Below are 12,788 nucleotides of genomic sequence, written 5' to 3'. Positions count from 1 at the left end.
GATGTTGCGGCAGCCACTGCCGCTCGCCCACAGTCTCCGCTCCGGCGCAATGATAAGCGCTTCGAAGAAGGGGACTATATGCGGCATTTCCTTGCTCACCGTGCGAGCGTCATCGCGTTCGTCGCTGCGGCCACCCTGCCGGCCACCGCCTTGGCGCAAGCCGCGCCTGAGCAAACGCCTGCCGAGACTGCCGCCACCGAGAGCGGCGACATCGTCGTCACCGGCTCGCGCATCCGGCGTGACCCGCTCGACAATCCCTCGCCGGTGGTCACGATCGACGACGCCGCGATCGCAAAGACCGGACTGTCTTCCATTGCCGACGTCCTGCAACGGATCCCGGCATCCTCGGGTGGTCTGAACAGCAAGTTCAACAATTCCGGCAACTTCGGCAATCCGCCCGATGGCGGCGGTGTCGGCGCCGGATCGGCAGCGATCGACCTGCGCTACCTAGGTGCAAAGCGCACGCTCGTGCTGGTAGATGGCTTGAGGTACGTCAACGGCTCCAGCGCGAGCGGCATTCCGGGAACGGTCGACCTCAACTCGATCCCTGACGTCATGATCCAGCGTGTAGAGGTGCTGCAATCCGCCGCCTCGGCACTGTACGGCTCGGACGCGATCGGCGGCGTGGTGAACATCATCACCAAATCGAACCAGAAAGGCTTTCGCGCGCAGGCGCAATACGGCCAGTTCCTGCGCGAGAACGACGGCGGCACGCAAAATTACCAGCTGAGCTGGGGCGGCGGGAACGACCGCGTCCATCTCGACCTTGGCGGCTTCTATACCAAGCAGGATCCAGTGCGCGCGGCCGACCGCTCGATCTCGCAATTCCCGAACCCCGGCCAGACCAGCTGCACCGACGCGATCGGCGGCTGTTCGGGTGCGGCGCTTAACGGACGTATCGTCTTCGCGAAGGGCAATTCTTTGCTGCCGGCCGGCGGCACGATCACGGTGCGCAATGCGCCGCTCAATGGCCGTGGCGTCTACGATCCCACGCTGGCAGGCGGCGACTTCCGTGCCTTCACCACGGCGGATCGCTTCAACTTCGCGCCGTTCAACTATTTCCTCACCCCGAACGAGCGCTACGGCGGGTTCATGAACGCGCGCGCCGAATTCTCGGAGGCGTTCAACGTTCGCTTGAAGGCGACCTGGGCGCACCGCGGCTCGCAGAACCAGGCCGCGTTCCTGCCGCTCAACATCGGGCCGGACGCCGGCAACGGGAACTTGCTCGACACGATCTCGGTCGATGCGACCAACCCGTACAATCCCTTCGGTATTACGCTCAATTCCGGTGCGAACGGCCAGCCAGCCACCTATTCGCTGATCGGCCGGCGCCTGATCGAGGCCGGGCGGCGGACCTACAACCAGACCGTCGATACTTTCACCGTCACCGGCACCGTCGACGGTCGCTTCTCGCTGTTCGGACGCAACTGGTACTACGATGCAAACGCGGTGCTCGGCGCCAACGACGCGCACCAGCTGTTCACCGGCAACCTGAACGCAGCGCGGTTGGCGCAGGCGCTCGGCCCGGTCGGTAATTGCACCGGGGAGTGCGTGCCCTTCAACATCTTCGGCGGCCAAGGCTCGATCACGCCGCAGATGCTGGCGTTCGTCGGTTTTGACGAGCGCTCGCGCAGTTCGCAGCGGCTGAAGGACTATACCGTCAACGTCAGCGGCGAGTTGTTCGACTTGCCGGGCGGCGCGGTCGGTGTCGCGCTGGGCTACGAGCATCGCGACCAGCAGGGCAGCTTTACGCCCGACCCGATCATCCAGGCCGGGTTGGGCGCCGACATCCCTGCGCAGGCGGCACGCGGGCAGTTCAACGTCGACGAATTCTATGGCGAGATCCGGCTGCCGCTACTCCGCGACCTGCCATTCATGCAGTCCCTGGAACTGAACGGCGCAGCGCGCCACTCGGACTTTTCGTCCTTTGGCGGGAACACCACCTTCAGCGGCGGCGCGTTGTGGAAGCCGGTCAGTGATCTGCTGCTGCGTGGCCAATATGCCGAAAGCTACCGTGCGCCGTCGATCGGCGAGCTATTCGGCGCGCAATCACGCTTCGACCAGACGCTCGACGATCCGTGCACCAGCGCGACCGGCGGGCAGTTCCAGGGCAATGCCACTGTGCGCGCGAACTGCGTCGCCAACGGCGTCCCGGCGAACGGCAGCTACATCGAGCCACAGGGCGGCCAGATCAGCGTGCAAACCGGCGGCAACCGCAATCTTCGACCGGAGACGGCGCGGACGCTGCTGTTCGGCGGCGTGTACAGCCCGCAATGGGCGCGCGACGGTTTTGCCAGCGCGATGAGTCTTGAGGTCAATTACTACGACATCAAGGTAAACGGCGCGATCGCGTCGATCCCGGCCGAGGTGCTGCTCGCACGTTGCGCGCAGTCCGGCGACGCATTGTCGTGCGCGGCGGTCAATCGCACGCCGAACGGCTTCATCTCTGCAATCAATGGCGTGCTGCTGAACACGGGCGGCATCCGCACCCGCGGGCTGGATGCGACCTTCACGCTGCGCACGCGCCAGACCGGAGCCGGCACCTTCGGGTTGTCGATAAGTGGCAACTATCTGCTGAGATACGAGGAGATCGTGCCCGCCACCAATGGCACCACGACCACCAACTATACCGGCACCGAGCGCGGTAGCCCCGACCAGGCCTATCCGCACTTCAAGGGGCAGGCGACGATCGACTGGGATCTCGGCGCCGTCGCGGCGGCGTTCACGGGCCGCTACATCGACAATGTCATCGAGAACCAGGGCGGCAACGCGCTGGACCGGCGTTTCTACGGTGACGTCCAGCTGACGTTCCGCCCGAGCTGGGTAAGCGAGCGCGTGTCGCTCGCGCTCGGTATCAACAACGTGTTCGACACCGATCCGCCCGCATGCTTCTCGTGCAGCCTCAACAATTACGATCCGACCACCTACGACGTGCCCGGTCGCTTCGGCTACGCGCGCGTCAGCTACGGCTTCTGATCGACATTCGCCGGGCGGCCGTTATGGCTGCCCGGCGACCGCATCGGGAAGCGGGCGGACCCGGAACAGCGACAGCCCGCCGAGCAGCGCCAGCGAGCCGAGCAGCAGGCAGAACGCGACCACCCCGCCCCATCCGGCGCGCGTCCACGCGACGCCACCCGCCGAGCCGAGCACGCTCGAGCCCAAGTAATAGAAGAACAGGTACCAGGCCGCGGCTTGCCCGCGGGCCGCCCCGCCGCGCCGGCCGACCCATGCGCTGGCGATCGAATGCGCGCCGAAGAAGCCGATCGTGACGATCGCGATCCCCGCAATCACGGCCCATAAGGGTGCCGCCGCCGTGAGCGCGATCCCGGCGATCAGGATCGCGACCGGCACCCAGAAGATCCGTCGGCGCCCCATGCGACCGGCGAGCGTGCCGAACCACGACGAGCTGGCCGAACCGAGGATGTAGAGCAGGAACACCGCCCCGACCGCCGCCTGTCCCAATCGGTACGGCGGCGCGATCAGGTGGAAGCCGGCGTAATTGTAGATCGTGACGAACGCGCCCATCAACAGGAAGCTCTCGGCATAAAGCAGTTGCAGCCCCGGATCGCGGAACAGCGGACCGGCGCCGCGCAGCATCGCGAGCCACCCGCCGGTACTCGCCCGGAACCGCCGCGAGGGCGGCGCCAGCCGGCGAAATGCTTCCGCCAGCGCCAGCCCGATCACGCCGACGACCGCCAATGCCCACCGCCAGTCCGCCACCGCAGCGACCAGGCTTGCGACCAGCCGCCCTCCCATCCCGCCCAGCGCGCTGCCGGCGATATACAGCCCCATCGCCGATCCGACCGACGCGACGTCGACCTCCTCCGCGACATACGCCATCGCGACCGCCGGCACCCCCGCCAGCGCGAGCCCCGCGAGCAGCCGCAACGCAAGCAGCGCGTACCAGCCCGGCGCGACGGCGGCGGCCAGCGTCAGCAGCGCCGCCGCCATCATCGCCGCGACCATCAGCGGACGCCGCCCGACCCGGTCCGACAAGGCACCGGCGACGAGGATGCCGAGCGCGAGCGGCCCGGTCGCCATCGACACCGCCAGCGACGCCGCCTCCGCGCTCAACAGGTAATGGCCCGCCAGCGACGGCAGCAGCGGCTGGACCGCGTAAAGCGTGGAGAAGGTTGCGAATCCCGCGAACAGCATCGCCAGCGTCAGTCGGCGGTAGGCCGGCGTGCCCGCGGACAGCGCGGGAACGTCGTCTGCGACAGTCATCCTCGTGGCTGGCTCAGCCGCGCGCCCGTTCGTGACGCGCGCCCGCGACCATGCGTGCGGCGATGCGTCGCACCGCCTCGTCGTCCTTGGTGCCATCGGTCGCCGGATCGCCGAGATGGTCGATGCTCGCCTCGAGATGATCGAGCAGGCCGGGATGCTTGCCCTCGACATATTCGATCAACCGGAACAGCAGGTGCTCGGTCGCGATCTCGCGCTGGCGGGTCTGTACGGGCGTGGTATCGTTCATCGTTCTTCTCCGGTCGCATGCGCCAACCGCCGGGCGCGCGGCGACGTTCCGGCTTCAGTCGAGCTTCGTGATCTGTTCGGTCAGCACCGCCACCGCGATGCCGAAGCGCTTGGCGACCAGACGGTTCGCGACGCTGCGTCCGTCCGGTGCCAACGTCATCGACTGGCGGATGCGAAAGCCGTCGTTGCTGACGAAGCGCAGCCGCATGCGGTTGCCGGTCACGATGCCCTCCACCGGGCCGCGCGCGTCGGTCAGCGTGCCGGCATAGCGGCCGGGCGCGATCCGATGAAGGCGCCAGTGGCGTTCGCGCGGCGGTTTGTCGCCCTCTGTCACGATCTGGTCGAGCAGCAGGCTGCCATCGGGCTGAAGCATCCCCTCACCGCGCACCGAAACCGGCTTTTTCGCCCGCAATATGACCTTCAGTCGCGCCTCGCCGTGAGTTTGCCCGGCGAAGAAACGGAGTGGATCGAAATCGGGTACGGAAGCGGCGAGCATGACGGCGAGCAACATGCGCGACCAACGCACGGCGCACGGATACGACCCGCTTTCCGCTTGCCCGATCGCGCCGCGCGCCATAGCCGGGGCCATCAGATCGAGGCTCACCGCATGCTCATCCACCGCTCCGCGCCCTTCGCATGACGATCATCTCGTCGCCGCTCGATTTCCGTCACGCCGCGCAACGCCGGTTGCCACGCTTCCTCTTCGACTATGCCGATGGCGGCGCGGGCAGCGAGATGACGTTGCGCGCCAATGTCGACGATCTCGCCCGGCTCGGGCTGCGGCAGCGCGTGCTGCGCGACGTGTCGGATATCGACCTGTCGACCGAATTGCTCGGCACGCGGCGCCGGTTGCCGCTGGCGCTGGCGCCGATCGGGATCGGCGGCATGTACCGGCGGCGCGGCGAGACGCAGGCAGCGCGCGCCGCAACGGCCGCGGGCATCCCTTTCACGCTATCGACGGTCGGGCTCTGCTCGCTGGCCGAGGTGCGCCGCGCGACGCCGGGGCCGTTGTGGTTCCAGCTCTACGTCATCCGCGACCGCGCCTTCATGGCGGACCTGATCGCGACCGCCAAGGCCGAGGGTGCGGAGGCGCTGGTGTTCACCGTCGACATGCCGGTGCCCGGCTCGCGGTATCGCGACGCGCATTCGGGGATGTCGGGGCCGCGCGGGCCGCTCCGCCGTGCGCTGCAGGCGATCGGCAAGCCCGGTTGGGCGTGGGACGTCGGCGTGCACGGACGCCCGCACGCGTTGGGCAACCTGCTGCCGGTGCTGGGCGCGTCGTCCGGAATGAACGATTACATGGGCTGGCTCGGCGCGAACTTCGATCCGTCGATCGCGTGGGACGACATCGCGTGGATCCGTGCCGCCTGGGACGGGCCGCTGATCATCAAGGGCATCCTCGACCCCGACGATGCGCGTGCCGCGGCCGATGCCGGGGCCGATGCGATCGTGGTTTCGAACCATGGCGGGCGGCAATTGGACGGAGCGTCCTCCACCGCGCGCGCATTGCCGGCGATCGCCGAAGCCGTGAAGGGGCGTGTCGCGGTGCTGGCCGACTCGGGCGTACGCTCCGGGCTCGACGTGGTGCGGATGCTCGCGCTCGGCGCGGACGGCGTCTTGCTCGGCCGCGCGTGGCTCTATGCGCTGGCGGCCGGCGGCGAAGCGGGGATCGCCGCGCTGCTGGCGCTGATCGAGAAGGAGATGCGCGTCGCGATGGCGCTCACCGGCGTGCGGCGCATCGCCGAGATCGACCGCTCGATCCTGATGGACTAGCGGTCGATCGCGGCGTGAGGTCAGGCGGCGGCCATGACCTCGCGATCCGCCCGCTGGCAGACCGCACGCAGATCGGCGGCCAACGCATCGACACGCTCGATCGCGGCATCCCACGCGAACATGAACCGCGCGCCGCCACCGATGAAGGTGTAGAACTGCCAGCCGCGCGCGCGCAGCCCGTCGAGCACCGCTGCCGGCGCGTCGAGGAAGACGGCGTTCGCCTCGACCGGCACCATCAGCCGAACGTCGGGCAGATTCGCCAGCGCGGCGGCGAGCCGGGCGGCGCAGGCATTGCCGTGCGCGGCGTTGCGCAGCCACGCGCCGCTCTCCAGCAATCCCACCCACGGCGCCGCGAGGAAGCGCATCTTGGACGCAAGCTGTCCGGCCTGCTTGCAGCGATAGTCGAAGTCGACCGACAAGGCGGGGTCGAAGAAGACGATCGCCTCGCCGACCCCCATCCCGTTCTTGGTACCGCCGAAGCACAGGACGTCGACGCCCGCGCGCCACGTGATGTCGGCGGGCGCGCAGCCCAGCGCGGCGCACGCATGCGCGAACCGCGCGCCGTCCATGTGCAGCTTCAGGTCCAGCGACCGGCATGTCGCCGCGATCGCCTCGATCTCGGCGACCGTGTAGACCAGCCCGGTCTCGGTCGGCTGCGTGATCGTAACGACGCGCGATTTCGGGAAGTGGATGTCGGAGCGGCTGGTCGCCAGCCGCCGTACCGCATCGGGGGTCAGCTTGCCGTCCGACGATGGCGCGACGAGCAGCTTCGATCCGTTCGAGAAGAATTCCGGTGCGCCGCATTCGTCGGTCTCGACGTGTGCGGACGACGAGCAGATGACGCTGTGATAGGATTGGCACAGCGCGGCGAGTGCCAGCGAATTCGCGGCGGTGCCGTTGAAGACGAAGAACACGTCGCAGGCGGTGTCGAACAGGTCACGGAACGCGTCGGTCGCGCGCTGCGTCCAGCCATCGGCGCCATAGGCGGTCGCCGAACCGGCATTCGCCTCCGCCATGGCCGCAAACGCCTCCGGGCAGATGCCCGCGTAATTGTCGCTCGCGAATTGCTGAGGCTGCGTCGTCGTCACGTCCGATACCCTTCCTTGTCCTGCACCGGGCAAGCGGGTCGACGTTCGTGCGGCTGGAGTCCCGTTTGTTGCCGGTCCGGCCACATCCCTCCCGATCTGGGAGGCACCACCTTGCTCGGGAGCAGGTTGGTGTCGGACGCCGGCCCGACTCTTGATGCTGGGCGCGCTATGACGAGGCAGAGGCGAAAACGCAAGATGCGGCAGCACCGGCACGCCGCCGGGGGGCGATCATCCTCCCTCCCGCGGATTGTCGCGCCAGATCCGCTCCGCCAGGACCGTCGCAAAGCCGAGCCACGCCACGAACGGCACCCCTACCGCCGCCGCCACACGGTCTTCTTTCGCCGCGGCAGCGACATAGGCGGCGCTCGAGGCGATCATCACGCCCGACGCCACCGCACTCGCCCCCAGCTTCTTCTCGCGGAAGAACAAGGCGGTCCAGCCCCCGATCATCGCGGTGTTCAGGAGCCACAGTCCGGTCGCCGTATTGCGCGCCGCCGAGCGCGGCCGCCGCAACAACCGATAGCCGCCGACCGCCAGCCCGGCTTCCAGCACCGGCCACACCGCGCCGAACGCCGCGTCCGGCGGCGTATAGCCCGGCTTGTCGAGCTTGCGGTACCAGCGGCGGATGCCGGGATGCGACGGATCGGGCGCGTTGCGCCGCCCGACCACGGCGCTGACGCCCAGCACCGCGCCGACGATGCCCAGCGCCGCCAACGGCGACAGGCCGGCCGCGCGCTGCTCTTCGGTACGGGAGCGGTCCGGGGCACGGGAACGATCCACCTCCTTCGTCCCTCCTTCGACCAACCCCCGCGCCGCGGTATTCCCGGCGACGCTGGCACCGGTGATCGGGATACGGCGGGTCATGGCAATGCTCTCCTTCGCATCGCCAACGATCGGCGGCGCATTCGGTCGCCCGCCGCATCCGCCGTGGACACGCCGCGGGCATGTTCTAAACAGGGCGCGGGAGCGAGCCGCGCGACGGTCGCCGGGGAGGACGTGCGATGACGTTGCAGACGATCGATCTGGTCGTAGTGATCGGCTATGCGATCGGCATTTTCGCGCTGGCGCAATGGGTCAGCCGCGACAAGGCCGGCGAGACCAAGGACACGTCCGACTATTTCCTGGCGTCCAAGTCGCTGCCGTGGTGGGCGGTCGGCGCGTCGTTGATCGCCGCCAATATATCTGCCGAACAGATCGTCGGCATGGCCGGGTCGGGCTATGCGATCGGGCTCGCGATCGCCTCCTACGAATGGATGGCGGGCGCGACGTTGCTGATCGTCGGCAAGTTCTTCCTGCCGATCTTTCTCCACAACCGCATCTACACGATGCCGCAGTTCCTGGAGCAGCGCTATGGCAGCTCGATCCGCACGATCATGGCGGTGTTCTGGCTGGCGCTGTACATCTTCGTGAACCTCACCTCGATCATCTGGCTCGGCTCGATCGCGGTGAACCAGGTGGCGGGCGTCGACCAGAACGTCGCGCTCGTTGGTCTCGGGGCGTTCGCGGTGCTCTACCAGCTGCGCGGCGGGTTGAAGGCGGTGGCGCTGACCGACATCGTGCAGGTGACATTGCTGGTGTTCGGCGGGCTGATGGTGTCCGCGCTCACGCTGAAGACGATCGGCGGCGATGCCGGGATCATCGGGGGCTTCGCGGAGCTGACGCGGCGCGTGCCCGGACATTTCGACATGATCCTGTCGCCCGACAATCCGCACTACAAGGAATTGCCGGGGCTGGCGGTGCTCGTCGGCGGCATGTGGATCGCCAACCTGAGCTATTGGGGGTTCAACCAATATATCATCCAGCGCGCGCTGGCGGCGAAGAGCCAGCAGGAGGCACAGAAGGGCATCGTCTTCGCCGCTTTCCTGAAGCTGTTGATGCCGCTGGTGATCGTGCTGCCGGGCATCGCCGCCGTGGTGCTGGCGCCCGATCTCGCCAAGCCAGACCAGGCCTATCCGGCGATGCTGCGGCTGTTGCCGCCGGGCCTGCTGGGGCTCGTTTTCGCGGCGCTGATCGCGGCGATCATCGCGTCCACCGCATCCAAGATCAACGCGATCGCGACGATCTTTACGCTCGATCTCTATGCCAAGCGCCTCCACCGACAGACCGCGGCGCAGGACGGCACGGCCGATCCGGCCGGCGAGCGCAAGCTGGTGCTGGTCGGCCGGATCGCCGCCTGCGTGTCGATCGTGATCGCGATGCTGACGGCGCGCCCCCTGATCGGCCAGTCCGATCAGGCGTTCCAGTTCATCCAGGAGTTCTCCGGCTTCTTCACGCCAGGCATCACCGTCATCTTCCTGCTCGGCTTGTTCTGGAAGCGCGCGAACGAGGCTGGCGCGATCGCCGCGGCCGTCGCGTCGGTGGTGCTGTCCTACGTGCTGCGCGAGGCGCTTCCCGACCTGCCGTTCCTCAACCGCATGAGCCTGGTGTTCTTCGCGAGCCTCGCGCTTGCGGTCACGCTGTCGCTGCTGGTGCGGTCGCGCGCCGATGCCAATCGCGTCACGCTGGAGGGCGTCGAGTTCCGCACCACCACCGGCTTCAACGCCGCGTGCCTGGGGATCGTGCTGATCCTGATCGCGCTCTACGCCACCTGGTGGTGACAAGGGCGTGCGGGGGGGGGGCGTGCGGCGGGGGTGTTGTCGCCACGCAGCCTGACGTGATCCCCGGCGGCTGCGCCGCGTGCGCGGATCGCATGCCCTCCAGCCGCAGCCGATCCGCCCGATGAGGAGACTGGAAGTCTAGGTAAACTGCTCGATCCGCTTCCCCGCCGCGCCGTCGAGGTAGAGATAGCGGGGGTCGAACTCCGCCGCCCGCCACAATGCCGCGCGGTCGAGGATCTTCACCCGCCCGGCGGCGAACAGCACGGCGCCGCGCTCGCGCAAATCCCGCAACACGCGGTTGACGGACACGTTGGTGAGCCCGGTGCATTCGGCGATGTCGGTCTGCGTCAGCCGCAGCTCATAGCCTGCAGCATCGGCGAGACCGACGAGGAACAGCCGCTGATGCAGTTCGCTCAACAGCATCGCGACGCGCGCCGAGGCGCTGCGACGTCCCAGCGACAACTCCCACTCGCGATGGATCGCGGCGTCGAGATTGGTGCTGAACCAATAACTGCGCGCCAGCGACGGGAAACGCTCGGTCAGGTTGCGCAGCGCCGTATGCGGGACGATGGCGAGCCGCGCCGGGGTCAACGACATAACGTCGTGATCGAGATACTTGAGCGTGAAGCTGTGCAGGTCGGCGAAGTCGCCCGCGACGTGCAGCTCGGTGATCTGGCGCTGTCCGTTGCGCAGATCCTTGTACCGGCACAAAATTCCGTCGAGCAGCAGGGTACTGTGATCCTGAACCTCATAGGCGGGCACGACGACGGCATCGGCGGGAACGGTGCGGATCTCGGCGACGGCGTTGCGGATCGCATGCTCTTCGTCTTCGGACAGCAGGCCGCGTGCGCGGAGCTTTGCAAAATGACGTTCGATCAAGCCGTTTCTCCCGCCGGCTGAAACGGCCACACTGCCGATTCACCCGTCGAGAGAGCGAAAGTAGCGGAACGGCAAACGTTCCGTCGCCCGGCTACGATCCGCGCCGCGATCGCAGGATTGCGCCCAGCCGGTCCGGCGTGTCGGGAAGGCGAACGAGACAGGGGTAGCGAAGGTGTCCGGGGATGCGCAGCATCACCGGGCGCACCGTCGAGCCGCGCTGCACCAGCAATTCCCGCTCCGCGTTCTCCGGTCCGATCAGCGCCGCGCGGAGTCGCTCCACCGAGAAAGAGCGCCCCTCGACCGCCACGATCGTCGCGCCGATCGTCAGACCGGCGTCGAACGCGGCGCCATGCCACAGCACATCACCGACGCGACCGTCGCCCGAAACGGTAAGACCGATCGTGTGCGTGAAGTCGGCGATACCGGTTTCGGCTTCCTGGCATTGCTGGAACGCATTGGGTGTATCCCCGTAATGCAGCCGGTATCCACCGCGCTCCACGCCGCCGAGCAGCGTTCCGTCGCGCGTATCCCGGAGCGCGTGCAGCAGGAAATCGCGCCAGTCGAAGGCGGCGAGCGCTTCCAGCGCGTCGATGACCTCGTCGATGTCATAAGGGCGGGTCGACCAGTCGCCATCGACGCCACCGAAGAAGCGGCGCGCGAAATCGTCGAGCGAGCAGGTGTCGCCCGACAGCTCGCGCAGGCGCGTGTCGACCTCGAGCCACAGCAGCGCGCCCTCCGCATAATAATCCTCGCTGCGCTGCCAGCTCGGCCACGGCAATGGGCTTCGCGCGGCGATGATCGGATCGCGCGTCGTGTCGAGCAACGGCCGCCAGCGGCTGCCGGGGCGCGCATCGTAACGGGCGGCGTTGATCGCCAGCGCGCCGAGGGTTTGCTCGGTGGTCCACAGGCCGGCGCGCGCGCACAGCACGTTGGTCCAATATTGCGTCTGTCCCTCGTACACCCACAGCAGGCTGTTCTGGATCGGGCGGTCGAAGGAGGCCGTGCAGGAATCCGCGCCGCGCCGATGCTTGCCGTTCCAGCTATGGATGAACTCGTGCGGGATCGTGTCGCGGCGGGTTACGTGATCGTCCCACTCGGCGAAGTAACCGGGTACGCTGACCGCCTCGAACGATCGGTGGTGCTCCACCCCGGCGGTGCTCAACGTGTCGCTGAGCGCCAGCAGCATCTCGAACCGGTCGAATGGACGCGAGCCGAACAGCAGCGCCGCCTCCGCCGTGACGGCGGCGTGCGCCGCGATCTGCGCCGCGTTCGCTTCCAGCAGGTGCGGTTCCGCCGCCGCGACCCGCAGATTGACGTACTCGTCCAGCGCATAGGTGCGCAGGTGCCGGGCGGCGAGCACCGGCGAATCGATCAGCGTGTCCAGCGAGCTTCGTTCGAACGTCAGCCGGTTGCGCTCCGTCCGACGCGACGGGATCGCGCAAGCCGCCGACCAATCCTCGGGCAGCGTCAGGTGCGCATCGAGCCGGATTTGGTCCGCGCCATGGCCCGCCGGATAGAGGACCGCTGCGTTCCACGGCAGGCAGAGCAGCTCGGGCGAACTGATCACCCTTCCCTGCGCTGCATCGGTTGGCGAGAGGAACTGGAATTCAGCCTCGATCGTCTCCACGCCCGGCGGCGCCGCTACGGCAAACGCGTGCACCATGGTCGGGTGGCGGCGCCATCCGAGTTGTCGCCCGTCCGCGGTGAACGACAGCCCGGACAGCAACTCGATCGGCGCGACCGGCGCATGGAAGCCGGGCAGCCACTTGGGATAGAGAAGAACGACCTCGCCCCCGCCCCCGACCGCGCCCGTGCCTGTGACCTCGACCGGGATGGTCTCGCGAACCCGCAGGATACCGCGCCAGCGGTCGCTTGCGTCGACGTGAAGGGTAAGCGGCGCGACATACGGGCAGTCCGATGGCGCAGGGATGACAAACGTGTCCGGATCATGCGCGGCGTCGCGCGCGGCTTCGTGCATCGG

10 protein-coding genes and 1 riboswitch are annotated in these 12,788 nt (G+C 67.9%); of the genes, 3 read left to right on the top strand and 7 right to left on the bottom strand.

The genetic code is table 11. The features are described from left to right. Positions 1-78: 78 nt before the first annotated feature. Complete coding sequence (locus SPHPHY_RS0105230; RefSeq protein WP_022685650.1) at positions 79-2,976, top strand: TonB-dependent receptor domain-containing protein; 2,898 nt, start codon at positions 79-81, stop codon at positions 2,974-2,976. 21 nt (positions 2,977-2,997) lie between these two features. Here SPHPHY_RS0105230 and SPHPHY_RS0105225 read toward each other — a convergent pair whose 3' ends face one another. From SPHPHY_RS0105225 to SPHPHY_RS19395, 3 genes are read right to left on the bottom strand one after another with little or no spacing between them, the layout of a single operon-like run. Beyond that, a complete protein-coding gene (locus SPHPHY_RS0105225; protein WP_022685649.1) occupies positions 2,998-4,224 on the bottom strand; it encodes an MFS transporter in 1,227 nt (408 codons plus the stop codon). A gap of 13 nt (positions 4,225-4,237) precedes the next feature. Next, complete coding sequence (locus tag SPHPHY_RS0105220) at positions 4,238-4,471, bottom strand: hypothetical protein (protein WP_022685648.1); 234 nt, start codon at positions 4,469-4,471, stop codon at positions 4,238-4,240. 54 nt (positions 4,472-4,525) lie between these two features. Further along, a complete protein-coding gene (locus SPHPHY_RS19395; RefSeq protein ID WP_156025025.1) occupies positions 4,526-5,074 on the bottom strand; it encodes a DUF3833 family protein in 549 nt (182 codons plus the stop codon). Positions 5,075-5,106: 32 nt separating this feature from the next. Between SPHPHY_RS19395 and lldD the strand changes: the two genes are divergently transcribed. Next, positions 5,107-6,243, top strand: coding sequence for an FMN-dependent L-lactate dehydrogenase LldD (lldD, locus tag SPHPHY_RS0105210; protein ID WP_022685646.1), 1,137 nt, complete (start codon positions 5,107-5,109; stop codon positions 6,241-6,243). A gap of 20 nt (positions 6,244-6,263) precedes the next feature. Here the strand turns inward: lldD and SPHPHY_RS0105205 are convergent, their stop codons facing one another. Then, complete coding sequence (locus tag SPHPHY_RS0105205) at positions 6,264-7,331, bottom strand: threonine aldolase family protein (RefSeq protein ID WP_022685645.1); 1,068 nt, start codon at positions 7,329-7,331, stop codon at positions 6,264-6,266. Positions 7,332-7,385: 54 nt separating this feature from the next. Continuing rightward, a riboswitch (SAM-I-IV-variant riboswitch) is annotated at positions 7,386-7,494 on the bottom strand. Positions 7,495-7,559: 65 nt separating this feature from the next. After that, positions 7,560-8,195, bottom strand: a complete 636-nt coding sequence (locus tag SPHPHY_RS0105200; protein ID WP_022685644.1) for a TspO/MBR family protein — start codon at positions 8,193-8,195, stop codon at positions 7,560-7,562. Positions 8,196-8,332: 137 nt separating this feature from the next. On the opposite strand from SPHPHY_RS0105200, the gene SPHPHY_RS0105195 reads away from it, so the two are divergent. Continuing rightward, a complete protein-coding gene (locus SPHPHY_RS0105195) occupies positions 8,333-9,928 on the top strand; it encodes a sodium:solute symporter family transporter (RefSeq protein ID WP_022685643.1) in 1,596 nt (531 codons plus the stop codon). Positions 9,929-10,066: 138 nt separating this feature from the next. On the opposite strand, the gene SPHPHY_RS0105190 is transcribed toward SPHPHY_RS0105195, so the two are convergent. After that, on the bottom strand, positions 10,067-10,807 hold the full coding sequence (locus SPHPHY_RS0105190) for a Crp/Fnr family transcriptional regulator (RefSeq protein ID WP_022685642.1): 741 nt from the start codon (positions 10,805-10,807) through the stop codon (positions 10,067-10,069). A 91-nt stretch (positions 10,808-10,898) separates the two neighbouring features. After that, positions 10,899-12,785, bottom strand: a complete 1,887-nt coding sequence (locus SPHPHY_RS0105185) for a M61 family metallopeptidase (RefSeq protein WP_196802127.1) — start codon at positions 12,783-12,785, stop codon at positions 10,899-10,901. Positions 12,786-12,788 lie beyond the last annotated feature (3 nt).

This window comes from Sphingomonas phyllosphaerae 5.2, from assembly GCF_000419605.1.
GTDB lineage: Bacteria > Pseudomonadota > Alphaproteobacteria > Sphingomonadales > Sphingomonadaceae > Sphingomonas > Sphingomonas phyllosphaerae_B.
The sequence above is the reverse complement of the archived record's forward strand: the minus strand, read 5'-3'. Positions and strand labels throughout refer to the sequence as shown.